Origin of the sequence: Streptomyces sp. NPDC007991, assembly GCF_042958445.1 — a bacterium.
In the GTDB taxonomy this organism is placed as follows: Bacteria; Actinomycetota; Actinomycetes; order Streptomycetales; family Streptomycetaceae; genus Streptomyces.
In genome coordinates this window covers 62,630-79,587 of record NZ_JBIBJD010000011.1, presented here as the reverse complement: position 1 = coordinate 79,587, position 16,958 = coordinate 62,630, and the positions used below count along the sequence as shown (strand labels likewise).

The 16,958-nt window shown below is 68.4% G+C and carries 16 protein-coding genes and 2 tRNA genes; 10 read left to right on the top strand and 8 right to left on the bottom strand.

Translation table 11 applies throughout. The annotated features are described in order from the left end of the window. Window positions 1-27: 27 nt before the first annotated feature. Window positions 28-100, top strand: a tRNA-Ala gene (locus ACFZDA_RS29595). A gap of 142 nt (window positions 101-242) precedes the next feature. Here the strand turns inward: ACFZDA_RS29595 and ACFZDA_RS29590 are convergent. Then, window positions 243-944, bottom strand: a complete 702-nt coding sequence (locus tag ACFZDA_RS29590) for a DUF5324 family protein (RefSeq protein WP_391087454.1) — start codon at window positions 942-944, stop codon at window positions 243-245. A gap of 386 nt (window positions 945-1,330) precedes the next feature. On the opposite strand from ACFZDA_RS29590, the gene ACFZDA_RS29585 reads away from it, so the two are divergent. Further along, window positions 1,331-1,858: a peptidylprolyl isomerase gene (locus ACFZDA_RS29585; protein ID WP_391087451.1), complete on the top strand. Its 528-nt coding sequence runs from the start codon at window positions 1,331-1,333 to the stop codon at window positions 1,856-1,858. A gap of 100 nt (window positions 1,859-1,958) precedes the next feature. After that, complete coding sequence (locus tag ACFZDA_RS29580; RefSeq protein ID WP_391087448.1) at window positions 1,959-2,849, top strand: rhomboid family intramembrane serine protease; 891 nt, start codon at window positions 1,959-1,961, stop codon at window positions 2,847-2,849. 257 nt (window positions 2,850-3,106) lie between these two features. On the opposite strand, the gene crgA is transcribed toward ACFZDA_RS29580, so the two are convergent. Further along, on the bottom strand, window positions 3,107-3,361 hold the full coding sequence (gene crgA, locus ACFZDA_RS29575; RefSeq protein WP_010032600.1) for a cell division protein CrgA: 255 nt from the start codon (window positions 3,359-3,361) through the stop codon (window positions 3,107-3,109). Between the two features lie 140 nt (window positions 3,362-3,501). Here crgA and ACFZDA_RS29570 point away from each other — a divergent pair, with 140 nt between their 5' ends. From ACFZDA_RS29570 to ACFZDA_RS29545, 6 genes are read left to right on the top strand one after another with little or no spacing between them, the layout of a single operon-like run. Continuing rightward, window positions 3,502-4,284 (top strand): DUF881 domain-containing protein, encoded by a 783-nt coding sequence (locus tag ACFZDA_RS29570; protein ID WP_391087445.1) that lies wholly within the window; start codon window positions 3,502-3,504, stop codon window positions 4,282-4,284. A gap of 22 nt (window positions 4,285-4,306) precedes the next feature. After that, on the top strand, window positions 4,307-5,011 hold the full coding sequence (locus tag ACFZDA_RS29565; RefSeq protein WP_391087442.1) for a class E sortase: 705 nt from the start codon (window positions 4,307-4,309) through the stop codon (window positions 5,009-5,011). A 53-nt stretch (window positions 5,012-5,064) separates the two neighbouring features. Next, window positions 5,065-5,226: a hypothetical protein gene (locus ACFZDA_RS29560; protein ID WP_391087439.1), complete on the top strand. Its 162-nt coding sequence runs from the start codon at window positions 5,065-5,067 to the stop codon at window positions 5,224-5,226. Beyond that, on the top strand, window positions 5,223-5,861 hold the full coding sequence (locus ACFZDA_RS29555; protein WP_020273111.1) for an aminodeoxychorismate/anthranilate synthase component II: 639 nt from the start codon (window positions 5,223-5,225) through the stop codon (window positions 5,859-5,861). Before ACFZDA_RS29560 ends, ACFZDA_RS29555 begins: the two co-directional genes overlap by 4 nt. Further along, the gene (locus ACFZDA_RS29550; protein WP_391087435.1) at window positions 5,858-7,003 is read left to right on the top strand and encodes a class E sortase; all 1,146 of its coding nucleotides are present in this window, start codon (window positions 5,858-5,860) and stop codon (window positions 7,001-7,003) included. Before ACFZDA_RS29555 ends, ACFZDA_RS29550 begins: the two co-directional genes overlap by 4 nt. 13 nt (window positions 7,004-7,016) lie before the next feature. After that, window positions 7,017-7,757, top strand: coding sequence for a class E sortase (locus ACFZDA_RS29545; protein ID WP_391087431.1), 741 nt, complete (start codon window positions 7,017-7,019; stop codon window positions 7,755-7,757). Window positions 7,758-7,868: 111 nt separating this feature from the next. Here the strand turns inward: ACFZDA_RS29545 and pknB are convergent, their stop codons facing one another. The 6 genes from pknB to ACFZDA_RS29515 all read right to left on the bottom strand — a co-directional run bounded on the left by pknB (window position 7,869) and on the right by ACFZDA_RS29515 (window position 16,076). Beyond that, on the bottom strand, window positions 7,869-9,887 hold the full coding sequence (pknB, locus tag ACFZDA_RS29540; RefSeq protein ID WP_391087428.1) for a Stk1 family PASTA domain-containing Ser/Thr kinase: 2,019 nt from the start codon (window positions 9,885-9,887) through the stop codon (window positions 7,869-7,871). Window positions 9,888-10,055: 168 nt separating this feature from the next. Next, window positions 10,056-11,531 carry a penicillin-binding transpeptidase domain-containing protein gene (locus tag ACFZDA_RS29535; protein ID WP_391087425.1) on the bottom strand — a complete coding sequence of 492 codons (1,476 nt, stop codon included), beginning with the start codon at window positions 11,529-11,531 and terminating at the stop codon, window positions 10,056-10,058. Further along, complete coding sequence (locus ACFZDA_RS29530) at window positions 11,528-12,985, bottom strand: FtsW/RodA/SpoVE family cell cycle protein (RefSeq protein ID WP_391087422.1); 1,458 nt, start codon at window positions 12,983-12,985, stop codon at window positions 11,528-11,530. Before ACFZDA_RS29530 ends, ACFZDA_RS29535 begins: the two co-directional genes overlap by 4 nt. Before the next feature lie 27 nt (window positions 12,986-13,012). Next, the gene (locus ACFZDA_RS29525) at window positions 13,013-14,569 is read right to left on the bottom strand and encodes a Stp1/IreP family PP2C-type Ser/Thr phosphatase (RefSeq protein ID WP_391088088.1); all 1,557 of its coding nucleotides are present in this window, start codon (window positions 14,567-14,569) and stop codon (window positions 13,013-13,015) included. Window positions 14,570-14,701: 132 nt separating this feature from the next. Then, window positions 14,702-15,211, bottom strand: a complete 510-nt coding sequence (locus ACFZDA_RS29520; protein WP_086560518.1) for an FHA domain-containing protein — start codon at window positions 15,209-15,211, stop codon at window positions 14,702-14,704. A 10-nt stretch (window positions 15,212-15,221) separates the two neighbouring features. After that, window positions 15,222-16,076, bottom strand: coding sequence for an FhaA domain-containing protein (locus tag ACFZDA_RS29515; RefSeq protein ID WP_391087418.1), 855 nt, complete (start codon window positions 16,074-16,076; stop codon window positions 15,222-15,224). Between the two features lie 473 nt (window positions 16,077-16,549). On the opposite strand from ACFZDA_RS29515, the gene ACFZDA_RS29510 reads away from it, so the two are divergent. After that, a tRNA-Leu gene (locus ACFZDA_RS29510) sits at window positions 16,550-16,636 on the top strand. Window positions 16,637-16,958 lie beyond the last annotated feature (322 nt).

Genomic DNA, 16,958 nt, shown 5'->3' with positions numbered 1-16,958 from the left:
TTTTCTCCGGGCGGATGTTCCTCTTCCGGGGCCTTAGCTCAGTTGGTAGAGCGCTGTCTTTGCATGGCAGATGTCAGGGGTTCGACTCCCCTAGGCTCCACACTAGACGCCCTCCGAACTGCGGAAACGTGGTTCGGGGGGCGTGTTTCACGTGAAACAGCGCGGTGGGGCGGGAGACTCCCAGGCTCTTGGGTCAGAGCCTCAAGTCTCCCGCCCCACCGCGCTGTTGGATCAGCTGGTCGTCAGGAACGGTCGTCGCGCTGGGCGGCCTCGTCCTCGGCCTGCTTCGCCTCGACCTCCGGGTCCAGACCGGACTCGCCACTGCCGTCCACAGAGGCCAGACGGCCCGACTCCGGAACCTCCGTCGCGGCGGGCGGCTCCACCAGCCAGTCCGGGTTGGCCTGCTTGTCCCACCACTTCCAGGCCGCGAAGGCACCGCCCGCGAGGGCGCCCAGAACGATCAGCGTCTTCATGGCCCGGCCGGCCCTCGCCCGCCGTTCGTGCCTGCGGATCAGCTTCTGGACCTCCTTCGACGAGACCTGACCGCGCAGCGCGGCCATCGCGGCCACGCTCCGGGCCGCGGCCTCGGTCGTGACGGGCACGGCCGCGGCCACCGCCTGCTCAAGCCTCGGCTTGGAGTACTCCGCCGCCTGCCGGGCGGCCTTGCGCGTGCGGGTCGCGGCCTCGTGGGCGGCCTGGTCGACCTTCGGCGGCACATGCGTCCGGGCCTGGTCCAGATACGGCTGCACATGGGCGCCGTACTGGACGCGCGCCTGCCCGGCGGCCTGCGTCACCTTGGGCGCTAGCCGTACGCGTGCCTCGTGTGCGTAGTGCGCGGCCCTGTCCTTGGCCGTGTCGGCGTAGGGCGCCACCACTTCCGCGGCGTGCAGCACGCTGTCCTTCGCCGAACCAGTCGCGGCGCGCACGCTGTCGATGCGGGTCACGGGTTCCTCCTCCTCGGTGGCGTACGGTATTTCGACTTTCCACCCTTTTACGGATCATGCCTCCCGGCGCCCCGTCAGGCATGCGCGGGCGGGCATCCGGGTCACGGGAGCCGGCTCCGGGCCACCTCCGGTCGAAAACCGATCAAGAGCGGACCGAACACTGATCGGGAGCCGATCACCTGCAATAGCGGATGAATAAGGTCCAACAGGAGCTTGTCGTCGACAATGCCACGGATCGCCGCCGCGCGCCCCCGCCCCGCGACTACCCGACTGGTTTTCCGCAAGCGAGTCGGCCCGGTTTACCTCCGGTGAACCGAGGTCGGGCGACGCGGAGCCCGGTCCATGCGAGGATCAGGGAGTCACGGAAAGACAACGGAAGGCAGATCGTGGCTGAGCAGCTCTACGCCACCCTGAAGACCAACCACGGCGACATCGACGTCCGGCTTCTGCCGAACCACGCCCCCAAGACGGTCAAGAACTTCGTCGAGCTCGCCCAGGGCGAGCGGGAGTGGACGCACCCGGAGACGGGGCAGAAGACCACGGAGAGGCTCTACGACGGCACGGTCTTCCACCGGGTGATCAGTGGCTTCATGATCCAGGGCGGTGACCCGCTGGGCAACGGCACCGGCGGTCCCGGCTACCAGTTCGAGGACGAGTTCCACCCGGACCTGCGCTTCGACAAGCCCTACCTGCTGGCGATGGCCAACGCCGGCCCGGGCACCAACGGCTCGCAGTTCTTCATCACCGTTTCCCCGACGGCGTGGCTGAACCGCAAGCACACCATCTTCGGCGAGGTCACCGACGCGGCCAGCCAGAAGGTCGTGGACACCATCGCCACGGCCCAGACGAACCCGCGCACCGACCGCCCGGTCAACGACGTGGTCATCGAGTCGGTCGTCATCGAGACCCGCTGAGACCCCGCCGAGTGCGAAAGCCCTCGCAGGGAACCAATCGCCCCGCTCGTCCGTAAAGATGAGCGGGGCGGGCTTTTCTCATCACGACCTAGGGGATCCCATGGACGACCAGGCTGCGGGCAGCCCGCAGGACGCCCACAGCGTCCCCATGTGCTACCGCCACCCGGACCGCGAGACCGGCATCCGCTGCACCCGCTGCGAGCGCCCGATCTGCCCCGAGTGCATGGTCAACGCCTCCGTCGGCTTCCAGTGCCCCGAGTGCGTCCGCAGCGGTTCCGGCACCGGTCACGCGCCGACTGCCGCCAGGCCCCGGACCATCGCCGGCGGCACCGTCAGCGCCGACCCCCGCCTGCTGACCAAGATCCTCATCGGGATCAACCTGGCCGTGTTCATCGCCATCCAGGCCCATGGGTCGCTCGTGAACGACCTCGCCCTGGTCGGCGCCTGGCCGCCCGAGCCCTACACGCCCACCCAGGGCGTGGCGGGAGGCGAGTGGTACCGCTTGGTGACGTCGATGTTCACGCACCAGGAGATCTGGCACATCGCGTTCAACATGCTCAGTCTGTGGTGGCTCGGTGGCCCGCTCGAAGCGGCCCTCGGCCGTGTGCGCTATCTCGCGCTGTACTTCATCTCCGGACTCGCGGGCAGCACCCTGGCCTATCTGCTGGCCGCCCCGAACACGGCGACGCTGGGCGCCTCCGGCGCGATCTTCGGCCTGTTCGGCGCCACGGCCGTGCTGATGCGCCGGCTCAACTACGACCTGCGGCCCATCATCGCGCTGCTGGTGATCAACCTGATCTTCACCTTCAGCCCGGGCCTCAACATCTCCTGGCAGGCCCACATCGGCGGCCTCGTCGCCGGTGTCGTCGTCGGGTACGCCATGGTCCACGCCCCGCGCGAGCGACGTGCCCTGATCCAGTACGGCACATGTGCGCTGGTCCTCGCCGTGATCGTCCTGTTGACCCTGTTGAGGACGACCCAGCTCAGCTGAGCGCGAGCGTTGTCCACAGCGGGTGGCGGATCTTGTGCATACGGTGCGGGAACACCTGTGCCCCCTGCCATCGACCGGCGTTTCCGCAGGTCAGGCAGGGGGCGAACAAGTTTTCGAGTTCCGGTACTTCCGTCATACCGGCGTCAACACTCAACGGGTTATCCACAGATCGTCGTTTCTTTTCCACCTGTGGAAAACCGCTGTGGATAACTCAGCGAACAACCCTGGGCAGAGCTGCGTTCACCTCCCGGTGACCGCTACTTCCACTGGGTCGAGACACCGAACCCGGCGGCGATGAAGCCGAAGCCCACCACGATGTTCCAGTTGCCCAGCGAGTCGATGGGCAGCGACCCGTCAGTGACGTAGAAGACGACGATCCAGGCCAGGCCGATGAGGAACATGGCCAACATGACGGGCGCGACCCAGGCACGGCTGTTCAGCTTGATCGCGGTCGCCTGCTTCGCGGGCGGCGGCGTGTAGTCGGCCTTCTTGCGGATACGTGACTTCGGCACGAGGGTCTCTCCTGTCGATGCGCTGCGTGGCCGCGCAGGTAACTGGGTCGGTCTCGGGGCAGCGTTAAGGGGACTCTGAGTGCTCCCCCGGGCGTCCGTTAGCGTAGTGCTTCCGTGGCGCCGAAGGAGATAAGGGTACGTTGAGCAATTCTGCCGACTCCCCCGGGACGGGATCCACCCCTGAGCGCGCGCGCCGTTTCCGGCCCGTGCGGATCCTCACGGCCGCCGTCTTCGCGCTCGCGGGACTCCTTTTCTTCACCAGCTTCAACACCGCCAAGGGCACCAACATCCGTACGGACACCTCGCTGCTGAAGCTGTCCGACCTCATCCAGGAGCGCAGCGGAGAGAACGGCGAACTGGACGAGACCAACGGAACCCTGCGCAAGGAGATAGAGGCGCTCGCCGAGCGCGACGACGGCAGCACCAAGGCGGAGGACGACAAGCTCGCCGCCCTGGAGAAGCGCGCGGGTACGCAGAAGCTGAAGGGCGAGTCGCTCACGGTCACGCTCAACGACGCCCCGCCGGACGCCACCGCCAAGTTGCCCGGCTATCCCGAGCCGCAGCCCGACTACCTGGTCATCCACCAGCAGGACCTCCAGGCCGTGGTGAACGCGCTGTGGCAGGGCGGGGCCAAGGGCATCAAGGTCATGGATCAGCGGCTGATCTCCACCAGCGCGGTGCGCTGCGTGGGCAACACCCTGATCCTCCAGGGCCGCGTCTACTCGCCGCCGTACAAGATCACGGCGGTCGGTGACCCCGGCAAGCTCCAGAAGGCGCTCGCGGCGTCCCCGGCGATCCAGAACTACATGGTCTACGTCAACGTCTACGGGCTCGGCTGGAAAGTCGAGGAGAACGGGCCGGTGACTCTTCCCGGCTACTCGGGCACAGTGGATCTGCACTACGCGAAGCCCGTGGAGGAGTAGAGCCTGGCCGGGGGAGCCGCCGGTGCGTGTGATCGTCAGGACCGTCAGCGAACTGTGTATCACCGTCGGCAGCCTGATCGTGCTGTTCGTGGTCTACGTGCTGTTCTGGACCGGAGTGCGGGCCGACGGCGTCATGGACGACCAGATCGCGCGGCTCCAGGAGCAGTGGGCGAAGCCGAGCGCGCCTCCCCCGGCGGCCGGCTCCTCCACCGCGGGAGGCGCGAACGCCGAAAACCCGCCGAAACCCGCGCCCTACGCCCAGGGCAAGCCCTTCGCGATCATGTACATCCCGCGTCTTGGTTTCACGTGGAACAAGCCGGTGCTCGAAGGCACGGCCACCGGCACCCTGAAGAAGGGCCTGGGCCACTACGCGCAGACCGCTCAGCTCGGTCAGAAGGGGAACTTCGCGGTCGCCGGGCACCGCCGCACCTACGGCGACCCGTTCAAGGACTTTCCGCAGCTGAGGCGGGGCGACGCCGTGGTGCTGACCGACGGCACGACCTGGTTCACGTATCGGATCGACAAAGGCCCGTACAAAACAGTGCCCTCCGACATCGAGGTGATCGATCCTGTCCCACGTACCTCCGGGTACACGCGTTCGGGCCGTTATCTGACGCTGACCACGTGCGAACCGGAATGGGGGCACAGTCATCGGCTGATCGTCTGGGCGCACCTGGACTCCACACAGCCTGTGGAGGCAGGGAAACCTGAGGCGTTGCGCCGTTAGTCTGGTGGCTGTACGGCGAAGGTCTGGTGCCGTGGTACGACGGAAGGGACGGCATGTACGGCTGGATCTGGCGGCATCTGCCGGGGAACACGTGGGTGAAGGCGCTGATCTCACTGGTCCTGGTCGTGGCCGTGGTCTACGTCCTCTTCCAGTACGTCTTCCCGTGGGCGGAACCGCTGCTGCCCTTCAACGATGTGACGGTGGACAACCAGTGAGCGCGCGCATTCTCGTCGTCGACAACTACGACAGCTTCGTCTTCAACCTGGTCCAGTACCTGTACCAGCTGGGCGCCGAGTGTGAGGTCCTGCGCAACGACGAGGTGTCGACGGCACACGCCCAGGACGGTTTCGACGGTGTGCTGCTCTCCCCGGGGCCGGGCACTCCTGAGGAGGCGGGCGTCTGTGTCGACATGGTCCGGCACTGCGCCGCCACGGGTGTGCCGGTCTTCGGCGTGTGCCTCGGCATGCAGTCGATGCAGGTGGCGTACGGCGGCGTGGTGGACCGTGCGCCGGAGCTGCTGCACGGCAAGACGTCGCCGGTGGAACACACGGGCCGGGGCGTCTTCGCGGGTCTGCCCTCGCCCTTCACGGCGACGCGCTACCACTCGCTGGCCGCCGAGCCCGCGACGGTCCCGGCCGAGCTGGAGGTGACGGCCCGGACGCACGACGGGATCGTCATGGGGCTGAGGCACCGCGAACTTCCCGTCGAGGGCGTGCAGTTCCACCCCGAGTCGGTGCTGACCGAGCACGGGCACCTGATGCTGGCCAACTGGCTGGTGGAGTGCGGTGATCAGGGCGCGGTGGCGAGGTCGGCCGGGCTCGCCCCGGTGGTGGGCAGGGCCACGGCGTGACGGCGCTGCGCCCCGAGCGCGAGTCCGACACCTCGTACGGGCAGCAGTCGTACGGGGTGCCGGGCGCGTTCGAGGAGTGGCCGGGTGGAGGGGCGTACGGTGCTTCTCCGCGGCCGGAGCCGGACCCGTTCTCGTCCGAGCCGTACCCGGCGTCGTACGAGCCCGTTCCGGACGAGCCGTATCTGCCTCCGGCCGACGAGGAGACGGTGGCGCTGCGGATACCGGATCCGCCGCCGGCCGCGGCCGAAGACTCCGTATCGGGCTCTGCGGGCTCTTCCGCGGCGCGGCACGGCGGACCCGCCCGCGGGGGCCGTGCGGCCCGCAGAAAGGCCGCCAAGCGCCGTCACGGGCGTCATGGCGGCGCTTCGGAGGCCCGCTCGGCTCAGGCATCGGCCGAGGGTTCGGCGCCGGAGGACCGGCGGGCGCCGTTGTCGCGGGTCGAGGCGCGGCGGCAGGCGCGGGCGCGCAAGCCCGGTCCCGCGGTGGTGGCCAGCCGTGCGATAGGTGAGGTGTTCATCACCACCGGCGTGCTGATGCTGCTGTTCGTCACCTACCAGTTGTGGTGGACGAACGTGCGGGCGCACGCGCAGGCCGGCAAGGAGGCCAGCAGCCTCCAGGACGACTGGGCCAACGGCAAGCGCAACCCGGGGGCCTTCGAGCCCGGGCAGGGCTTCGCCATTCTGCACATCCCGAAGCTGGACGTGGTCGTGCCGATCGCCGAGGGCACCAGCAGCAAGGGCGTGCTCGACCGGGGCATGGTCGGCCACTACGCCGAGGGTGCGCTGAAGACGGCGATGCCCGGTGACAAGACGGGGAACTTCGGGCTCGCGGGCCACCGCAACACCCATGGAGAGCCGTTCCGGTACATCAACAAGCTCACCAAGGGCGATCCGATCGTCGTGGAGACGCAGGACAAGTACTACGTCTACAAGATGGCGTCGATCCTGCCGGTCACGTCGCCCGGCAACACGAGTGTTCTGAACCCCGTCCCCCCGGGGTCGGGGTTCACCGAGCCCGGCCGTTACATCACGCTGACCACGTGCACGCCGGAGTTCACCAGCAAGTACCGGATGATCGTCTGGGGAAAGATGGTCGAGGAACGGCCGCGCAGCAAGGGCAAGCCGGATGCGCTCGTCAGTTAAGGGCAGATGACCAGTGGCAGCGACCACCGACACGGAGCACGAAGAGCACACCGGCGCGTCGGCGTCCCGGCGCCGTCCCGGCCCGATCGCCATGGCGGTGAGTGTCTTCGGGGAGCTCCTCATCACCGCGGGCCTGGTCCTGGGTCTGTTCGTCGCCTACTCGCTCTGGTGGACGAACGTGGTCGCCGACCGTGCGGCCGGGAAGCAGGCGGACAAGGTCCGTGACGACTGGGCCAACGGCGGGGCCGGCGGCCCTGGGGCGCTGGACACGAAGAACGGCATCGGGTTCCTGCACGTGCCGGCGATGAGGAACGGCGAGGTCCTGGTCGAGAAGGGCACGTCGAACAAGATCCTCAACGACGGTGTCGCCGGGTACTACACCGATCCCGTCAAGGCGGTCCTGCCGATGTCGGGCAAGACCGGCAACTTCTCCCTCGCGGCCCACCGGGACGGTCACGGCGCCAAGTTCCACAACATCGACAAGATCAGGAAGGGCGACCCGATCGTCTTCGAGACGAAGGACAAGTGGTACGTCTACAAGGTCTACGACATCCTTCCCGAGACCTCGAAGTTCAACGTCACGGTCCTCTCCCAGGTCCCGAAGGAGTCCGGCAAGAAGAAGCCGGGCCACTACATCACGCTGACGACCTGCACACCGGTGTACACGAGCACGTACCGGTACATCGTGTGGGGCGAGCTGGAGCGGGTGGAGAAGGTGGACAGCGAGCGGACGCCGCCGAAGGAGCTGCGCTGACGGGTTCCCCCTCGGAGCCGTACGTACGGTTCGGACCGCCGGCTGTCCACCGGCAGAGCCCCCGGCCTCTCTTGAGGCCGGGGGCTCTGTGACGCGTAGGAGGGGTCAGTCCTAGCTGCCGTTCAGCCCGCCGAAGATGCCGCCGTTGCCGCCACCGCCGTTGTTGTTGCCGCCGTTGTTCCCGAAGCCGACGGTCTGGAGGGTGACCGTCGTGTTCGCCGGGTCGTCGACCTCGGTGTTGGCCTGCGGGTCCTGGCCGGAGACGAGGGCGTTGTCGCTCTGGTCACTGCCGTTCGCGAACTGGATCTTCCTGAAGCCGAGTCCGGCGAGCGTCTGCTTGGCCTGGGCGACCGTCTGGCCGACGAGCTGCGGGACCTTGACCTTCTGCTGCTGCTTCTTCTTGCCGATCTGGATGTTGACCGACGAGTTCGGGTCGACCGACGTGCCGGCCTGCGGCGTGGTCGCGATGACCTTGCCGACCTGGTTGTCGTCGTCGGTCTCCACCTCGGTGCAGTTGCCGACCAGGTTGCTGGCCTGCATCTGCTGCTTGGCAGCGTCACAGCTCTGGCCGAGGACGTCCGGGACGGTGGACTTCTCCGCCTCCTTGGCGACGGTGAGGGTGATGGTGGAGCCCTTCTCCTGTTCCGTGTCGCCCTCGGGGTTCTGCTTGATGACCACGCCGGGGGTGCGGTCGGACTCCTCCGTCTTCTTGTCGACCTGGAAGCCCTTGTCCTCGAGTTGGGCCTCGGCCTTCTCGTAGGTCAGACCTGTCACGTCCGGGACCGCCACCTTCGGCGCCCCCGTCGACACCACCAGGGAGATGGTGTCGCCCTTCGTGACGTCCGTTCCGGCCTTCGGGTCCTGGGAGCAGACGTTGCCCTTCGTCTGGTCCTCGCAGGGCTTCTTGGAGAAGGTCAGTTTCAGGTCGGCGTTGTCGGCCAGTTTCTGAGCGTTCTGCTGGGTCTCACCGACGAAGTTGGGCGCGGCGAGCGTGTCGTCGCTCGCGCCTCCGCTGCCGCTGAACGCCCACCGTCCGATCAGGATCGCTCCGACCAGGACCAGGATGCCCGCCACCACCAGCAGGATCGTCGAGGTGTTGGACTTGCGCTGCTGCTGCTGGCGGCGCCGGTCGGGGCGGTCGTCGTAGCCGTAGCCGCCGTCGTCCGGGTTCATGGGGGGCAGCATCGACGTGGCGCCCGCGCCGGAGTCCGCGCGCAGGGCCGTCGTCGGCTGGTCGTCGGGGTAGCCGCCGTAGCCCACGGAGCCCATCGCGGCCGTGGCCGCGACCGGCTGGCCGTCGAGGCAGGCCTCGATGTCGGCGCGCATCTCGTCGGCCGACTGGTAGCGGTAGTCCGGGTCCTTGACCAGCGCCTTCAGGACGATGGCGTCCATCTCGGGAGTGATCTCGGGGTCGAAGACCGACGGGGCCTGGGCCTCCTCGCGTACGTGCTGGTACGCGACGGCGACCGGGGAGTCGCCGACGAAGGGGGGCCGCACCGTCAGGAGTTCGTAGAGGAGACAGCCGGTGGAGTAGAGGTCCGACCTCGCGTCGACCTGCTCGCCCTTCGCCTGCTCCGGCGAGAGGTACTGGGCGGTGCCGATGACCGCGGCCGTCTGCGTCATGGTCATGCCGGAGTCGCCCATGGCGCGGGCGATGCCGAAGTCCATCACCTTGACCTGGCCGTTGCGGGTCAGCATGACGTTCGCGGGCTTGATGTCGCGGTGGACGATGCCGTTGCGGTGGGCGTACTCCAGGCCCTGGAGGATGCCGATCGTCATTTCCATGGCGCGCTCGGGCAGGAGCTTGCGGCCGCTGTGGAGCAGTTCGCGCAGCGTCGAGCCGTCTACGTACTCCATGACGATGTACGGGATCGACACGTTGTCGATGTAGTCCTCGCCCGTGTCGTAGACCGCGACGATCGCGGGATGGTTGAGCGAGGCGGCCGACTGGGCCTCCCGGCGGAACCGGGCCTGGAAGGAAGGGTCACGCGCGAGATCCGCGCGCAGCGTCTTCACCGCCACGGTGCGGCCGAGGCGGGTGTCATGCGCGAGGTAGACCTCCGCCATGCCACCACGTCCGAGCACCTGGCCCAGTTCGTACCGGCCGCCGAGGCGACGCGGCTCTTCCATAGCTACCTACCAGCCCTCTCCGTCGGTCCCGACCGGAAGCTTGTACGGTCGGAGGCTGCCGTCCGGGCCTACCGTACCCGGCTCGCTTTGTGTGACCTGGCCGAGCCCGTCAGCCGATACAGGACCGGTATCGCAACGTGCGTCGATGTGAAGCAGACGTGAGCGGGGTCACTTCTTGCTGTCGATGACCGCCTCCATCACGTTCCTCGCGATCGGCGCCGCGAGGCCGCCGCCGGAGATGTCGTCACGGACGGCGTTGTCGTCCTCGATCACGACCGCCACGGCGACCGGCGAGCTGCCGTCGGCGCCCTTGGCGTACGAGATGAACCAGGCGTAGGGGTTCTCGCTGTTGTCGACGCCGTGCTGGGCGGTACCGGTCTTGCCGCCCACCTTGACGCCGGGGATCTTGGCGTTCGTGCCCGTGCCCTTGTCGACGACGGTCTCCATCATCGACTGGAGGATCTGGGCGTTCTCGGCCGACATCGGCTTGCTCATCTCCTCCGGCTCGGTCTTCTCGATGGTGTCGACGTTCGGAGCCTGGAGTTCGTCGACCATGTACGGCTTCATCAGGGTGCCGTTGTTGGCGACGGCCGAGGCGACCATGGCCATCTGCAGCGGGGTGGCCGCGGTGTTGAACTGGCCGATGGAGGACAGCGCGGTCTGCGAGGGGTTCATGTTGTCGGAGAACACCGACGCGCTGGAGCGGACCGGCGTGAACTGCTCCTCGGTGAAGCCGAACTTCTTGGCCTCGGCCAGCATCTTCTCGTTGCCGAGGTCGGAGCCGATCTTGCCGAAGACGGTGTTGCAGGAGTACTGGAGCGCCACCCGCAGGGTCGCGTTCTCGCAGGGGATGTTCCCCTCGTTCTTCAGCTGGGTCGTGGTGCCCGGCATGGTCCACGGCAGCGGCGACTTCGTCTTCTGGTCCGCGTCCGTGTACAGCCCGTCCTCCAGGGCGGCGGCGGCGGTGAGGACCTTGAAGGTGGAGCCGGGCGGGTACGTCTCGCGCAGGGCCCGGTTGAGCATCGGGTCGTCGGGGTTGTTCTTCTTGTCGAGCTTCTTCCAGGCCTCGGCGTCCTTGGAGCTGTTGCCGGCGATCGACGACGGGTCGTACGACGGGAAGGACGCCAGCGCAAGGATCTTGCCGGTGGACGGCTCGAGCGCCACCACCGCGCCCTTGCCGCCCTGCTTCTCCAGGCCGTTGTAGGCGGCCTTCTGCGCGGCGGCGTTGAGCGTCGTGACGACGTTGCCGCCCTCCTTCTTCTTGCCCGTCAGCATGTCGAGCGTGTTGCGGAAGAAGAGCCGGTCGTCGTTGCCGGAGAGGATGCCGTCCTCGAGGTTCTCCAGCTGGTTGGCGCCGAAGGCCTGTGAGACGAAGCCGGTGACGGGCGCCCACATGGGCCCGTCCTTGTAGGTGCGCTTGTACTTGAAGTCGCCCGACGTGGTCGTCGCGTGCCCGGTGATGGGGTCGCCGCCGACGATGATGTCGCCGCGCGGCGAGGCGTAGCGCTCGATCGAGACGCGGCGGTTCTCGGTGTCGGTCCTCAGCTCGTCGGCCTTGACGTACTGGATCCAGTTGTCGCGGATCAGCAGGGCCAGAACGAGCAGACCGCAGAAGATCGCGATTCGGCGCAGGGGCTTGTTCATGACGGGCGAACCACCTGGGTCATCTCGGCGTCGGGGTCGGCGGCGGGAGCGGGAGCCGGGCGGCGGGCGGTGTCACTGATGCGTAGCAGGATGCCGATCAGGGCCCAGTTGGCGATCACGGAGGAACCGCCGTAGGCCACGAACGGCAGCGTCATACCGGTCAGCGGGATGAGGCCCATGACACCGCCGGCCACGACGAAGACCTGGAGGCCGAAGGCACCGGACAGGCCGATGGCGAGCAGTTTGCCGAACGGGTCGCGGGCCGCGAGCGCGGTGCGTACGCCCCTTTCGATGATCAGGCCGTAGAGCAGCAGGATCGCCATGACGCCGGCCAGACCGAGTTCCTCGCCGAAGGTGGCGAGGATGAAGTCGGAGTTGGCGGCGAAGCCGATGAGGTCGGAGTTGCCCTGACCGAGGCCGGTGCCGAGCGTGCCGCCGGAGCCGAAGGCCCACAGGGCCTGCATGGCCTGCTCGGAGTGGACGACGCCGTCCTGGACGCCGGAGCGGGAGAGCTTGAACTCGTTGGCCGGGTTGAGCCAGGCCTGCACGCGCGTCTGGATGTGCGGCTCGAAGCTCGCCACGCCGACGGCGCCGACCGCGGACATCAGCAGACCGAAGACGATCCAGCTGGTCCGCTCGGTGGCGACGTACAGCATGATGACGAACATTCCGAAGAACAGCAGCGACGTACCGAGGTCGGTCTCGAAGACCAGGACGAGGATCGAGATCACCCAGACGACGAGGATCGGACCGAGGTCGCGGCCGCGCGGCAGGTACAGGCCCATGAAGCGCCGGCTGGCCAGGGCCAGGGCGTCTCTCTTGACCATGAGGTAGCCGGCGAAGAAGACCGCGAGGGCGATCTTCGCGAACTCGCCGGGCTGGAGCGTGCCGAGGCCGGGGATCTTGATCCAGATCTTGGCGCCGTAGACGTTCGCGCCGAGTCCGGGCACGAGCGGCAGGACCAGCAGGAACAACGCGCCGGCCATGGAGATGTAGGTGTAGCGCTGCAGGACACGGTGGTCCTTGAGGAAGATCAGCACGGCCACCAGCAGGGCGACGCCCATCGCCGAGTACAGCAGCTGGCGGGGAGCCGCCTCGACGAAGGATTTGCTCGCCTGCAGCCGTTTCGACTGGTCCAGCCGCCAGATGACGACCAGCCCGATCCCGTTCAGCAGCGTCGCCAGCGGCAGCATCAGCGGGTCCGCGTACGGCGCGAACTTCCGCACGACGAGATGGCCGACGCCCGCGAGCAGGCCGAGTCCGAGGCCGTAGCTCAACAGGCCCGGCGGTACCGAGTCGTTGATGGCCAGGCCGACGTTGGCATAGGCGAACACCGGGATGACGACGGCGAACACCAGGAGCGCCAGCTCGGTGTTGCGTCTGCTCGGTGCGCCGATCGCGCCGATGGTCGACGTGTGGTGCGTCGGCGAGTGCGATGTGTTCGTACCGCTCATCGTGTAACAGGGCCTCTCACGGCTTGCCTACTGCTTACCGCACAGCGAGACGACCTTCTGCTCTTCCTCCGAGAGGCTGGGGCCGGGGCTGGGAGTAGGTGCGGTCGTGGACGGGTTCGGGGACTTATCCGGCGTCGACGGCGAGCCCGACGGGTCCGTCGGGTTCGGCGTCGGTGTGGCCTTGGACGTGAAGGAGGCGGGAGTGGTTCCCGTGGTGCCCCCGGCCTCGCCCTCGCCGGTCTTGGCGTTGTTCTCGCTCTCGGCTTCGCGCCGCTGCGCCTCCTTCTTGCACGCGGAGGCCTGCACCGACAGTTCCTGGATCTTCGCCTGGGCGTTCTTCAGCCCGCCCTCGGCGATGGTCGCCTTGACCAGCTTCTGCTGGTAGGGCGGCAGGTACTTGAGTTCGATCTCGGGGTGGTCCTTCTCGACCTTCGAGAGCGACACCCAGGCCAGGTCCTGGCTGATGCCCCGGTACAGCGCGACGTGTTCGTCCTCGGTGCCGACGTAGTACTGGGTCTGCGTCCAGCGCCAGCCGCCGTACAGGCCGCCGCCGATGACGGCCAGCGCGAGGACGCCGTAGAGGGATCTCTTCAGCCAGCGGCCCTTCCTGCGGGGCTTGACGAAGTCGTCGTCGCCGTAGCCCAGGCCGGCCGCCGGGATGTAGCCGGTGGTGTCGCCGGAGCCGGGCGGGCCGAACTCGCCGCCTCCGCCGCCCTGGCCGTGCCCCTGGCGGCCGAGCCCGGAGGCGCGGCCGGCGGGGGTCTGCATGATGCCGTTGTCGTGGTGCTGGTGCTGGTTCTCGGCGACGGCGCCGACCACGACGGGGGTGTCGGACAGCTGCCCGGCGAGGGTGTCGCCGGTGTCCAGGTCGAGGACGTCGGCGACGATGACGGTGATGTTGTCCGGGCCGCCGCCGCGCAGGGCCAGCTCGATCAGGTTCTGGACGGTCTCCTGGGGGCCCTGGTAGCTGGCGAGGGTGTCCTCCAGGGTCTGGTGGGACACCACGCCGGACAGGCCGTCGGAGCAGATCAGGTAGCGGTCGCCGGCGCGGACCTCGCGGATGGACAGGTCCGGTTCGACGTGGTCGCCGCTGCCGAGCGCGCGCATCAGGAGCGAGCGCTGCGGGTGGGTGGTGGCCTCTTCCTCGGTGATGCGGCCCTCGTCGACCAGGCGCTGCACCCAGGTGTGGTCCTGCGTGATCTGCGTCAGTACGCCGTCACGCAGGAGGTACGCGCGCGAGTCGCCGACGTGCACCAGACCGAGGCGCTGGCCGGTCCAGAGCAGGGCGGTGAGGGTGGTCCCCATGCCCTCCAGCTGGGGGTCCTCCTCGACCATCGAGCGCAGCTGGTCGTTGGCGCGCTGCACCGCCGTGCCGAGCGAGGTGAGGATGTCGGAGCCGGGGACGTCGTCGTCGAGCGCGACGATCGTGGAGATGGCCTCGGAGGAGGCGACCTCGCCCGCCGCGGCGCCGCCCATGCCGTCGGCGATGGCGAGCAGGCGCGGGCCGGCGTATCCGGAGTCCTCGTTGCCCTCCCGGATCATCCCCTTGTGCGATCCGGCGGCGAAGCGCAGGGACAGACTCATGCGCACCTCGCCTGTCGGCTCCGGGTACAGCCGGTCGTGTCGAGCCACACTGCCCACCCTCCGGTCGGGAGCGCGCCGGGGCCCGGGGTGGGGCCCGCCACTGCGTGCTCGCTCCGCTCGCTCATTGTCGTACTACTTCCGCAGCTCGATGACGGTCTTGCCGATGCGGATCGGCGCGCCCAGCGCAATCGGTGTGGGAGTCGTCAGCCGGTTCCGGTCCAGGTACGTGCCGTTGGTGGAGCCGAGGTCCTCGACGATCCACTGGCCGTCGCGGTCCGGGTAGATCCTGGCATGGCGGCTGGAGGCGTAGTCGTCGTCCAGCACGATCGTCGAGTCGTGCGCCCGGCCCAGGGTGATGGTCTGGCCCTGGAGCGCGACCGTGGTGCCGGTGAGGGTGCCCTCGGTCACGACGAGCTTGGTGGGAGCGTTACGGCCGCGCCGGCCGCCGCCGGACTGCTGGCGCTGCTGCGGAGGGGCCTGGCGGGCGGCCTGCTGCTGCCGGCCTGCCTCCCGGCGCGCTCCGCGCTGGGTGACGCGCGTACCGAACAGGTCGCTCCGGATGACCTGCACGGCCACGATCACGAACAGCCACAGTACGGCCAGGAAACCCAGCCGCATGACCGTGAGGGTCAGCTCTGACATTGCCCCCGCTTCACCCTTCGGCTTGCCGGTAAATGATGGTGGTGCTGCCCACGACGATCCGCGAGCCGTCGCGGAGCGTAGCGCGGGTGGTGTGCTGCCCGTCCACCACGATGCCGTTGGTGGATCCGAGATCCTGGATCGTCGAGGGCGTTCCGGTCCGGATCTCGCAGTGCCGGCGGGAGACGCCGGGGTCGTCGATCCGCACGTCGGCGTCGGTGCTGCGGCCCAGCACCAGCGTCGGGCGGGAGATCTGATGGCGCGTGCCGTTGATCTCGATCCAGTGGCGCATGCGTCCGCCGGCGGCCGGGGGCCGCTGGCCGCCCGCGGGCTGCGGGTAGCCGTACCCGCCGGGGCGGGCGCCGGGCGGCGGCGCGGCCGGCATGGGCGGGGCGCCCGCGGGCGCGGCGGCCGGCGGGTAGCCGTAGCCGCCGGGACGTCCGGCGGGCGGGGCGGCGGGCGCGGCGGCGCCTGAGGGGCCCTGCTGATTGCTGGAGGAGGCGAGCGTACGGCTGCGCACCCGGTACAGACCGGTGTCCAGGTCGTCGGCCTTCTCCAGGTGCACCTTGATCGGGCCCATGAAGGTGTAGCGCTGCTGCTTGGCGTAGTCACGCACCATGCCGGCGAGCTCGTCGCCGAGCTGGCCGGAGTAGGGGCTGAGCCGCTCGAAGTCCGGCGTGCTCAGCTCCACGATGAAGTCGTTGGGCACGACCGTCCGGTCGCGGTTCCAGATGGTGGCGTTGTTGTCGCACTCGCGCTGGAGCGCGCCGGCGATCTCCACGGGCTGGACCTCGGACTTGAACACCTTGGCGAAGGTGCCGTTGACCAGACCTTCGAGACGCTGCTCGAACTTCTTCAGGACTCCCATGGGGCACCTCCTCCGTCGCTGCCGTCCTGTGTACTGCCCTGAGGGCCGCTTGCCTGGTACTGCTTACTGATCGTATCCACGCGCCGCTCGATCGGCTGGTTCCCCCTGTCAGCACGGCCGACGGATGTCGACGCATGACGAAGTTCCCTGCGGAGCTCTCCTTCGAACTCCTCCGGTGCTACGGCTGCCGCGCAACCGCTCTCCCGGACTCCTGACAAGGATCGTAGAGGCGGCTGAAGACCAGTGTCCCGCACCCGGCTGTGGACCCCGACCGCCTCCTGGGGAGACGGGGGTACCGGTACGAGGTTGATACGTGCGGCGCCGCGCGTGGATACGTGGCCAGGGCACCGAAGGTTCGGAGGCGGGCCTGCCTGCGGAAGAACGGATGTGAATCCACCCCGCCCCCCGTGCTAATGTTCTGGGTGTCGGAAGGCGCCGGGCCCCCTGGGGCAGGGGCCCACGACACACCCAATGCGCGGGTGGCGGAATAGGCAGACGCGCTGGATTCAGGTTCCAGTGCCCGCAAGGGCGTGGGGGTTCAACTCCCCCCTCGCGCACCATGGAGCACCGACGGAATGGGCGGCATCGCGATGGCGATGCCGCCCCTTCCTGTTTCCGCGGTGTGATGTCTGTCGTGGATCTTGCTTGAGGAGCTCTTGCGGCGCGTGCTCTGTGAGGAACGTCTCAGCGCTGGGTGATGTGGCCCTTGGGGGTCCGGCGAGGGGCATGTGATCGCCGACGGGCATGTCGATGCCGGCGTCCTCGGGGCGCGTCATGGGAAGGGTGCCTCCCACGCCGGCCGTGACCGTCCACGGTCGGCGTGCGGTCCGCGTTCACCGCGTCGTCTCCATCACGCCGCTGATGCGGTGGCCGAGCGCTTCA

Bases quoted from the DNA above. Each gene is read 5' to 3' on its own strand.
- ACFZDA_RS29580 (WP_391087448.1), top strand. From the start codon at position 1,959: ATGGACGACCAGGCTGCGGGCAGCCCGCAGGACGCCCACAGCGTCCCC.
- ACFZDA_RS29560 (WP_391087439.1), top strand. From the start codon at position 5,065: ATGTACGGCTGGATCTGGCGGCATCTGCCGGGGAACACGTGGGTGAAG.
- pknB (WP_391087428.1), bottom strand. From the start codon at position 9,887: ATGGAAGAGCCGCGTCGCCTCGGCGGCCGGTACGAACTGGGCCAGGTG.
- ACFZDA_RS29535 (WP_391087425.1), bottom strand. From the start codon at position 11,531: ATGAACAAGCCCCTGCGCCGAATCGCGATCTTCTGCGGTCTGCTCGTT.
- ACFZDA_RS29530 (WP_391087422.1), bottom strand. From the start codon at position 12,985: ATGAGCGGTACGAACACATCGCACTCGCCGACGCACCACACGTCGACC.
- ACFZDA_RS29525 (WP_391088088.1), bottom strand. From the start codon at position 14,569: ATGAGTCTGTCCCTGCGCTTCGCCGCCGGATCGCACAAGGGGATGATC.
- ACFZDA_RS29520 (WP_086560518.1), bottom strand. From the start codon at position 15,211: ATGTCAGAGCTGACCCTCACGGTCATGCGGCTGGGTTTCCTGGCCGTA.
- ACFZDA_RS29515 (WP_391087418.1), bottom strand. From the start codon at position 16,076: ATGGGAGTCCTGAAGAAGTTCGAGCAGCGTCTCGAAGGTCTGGTCAAC.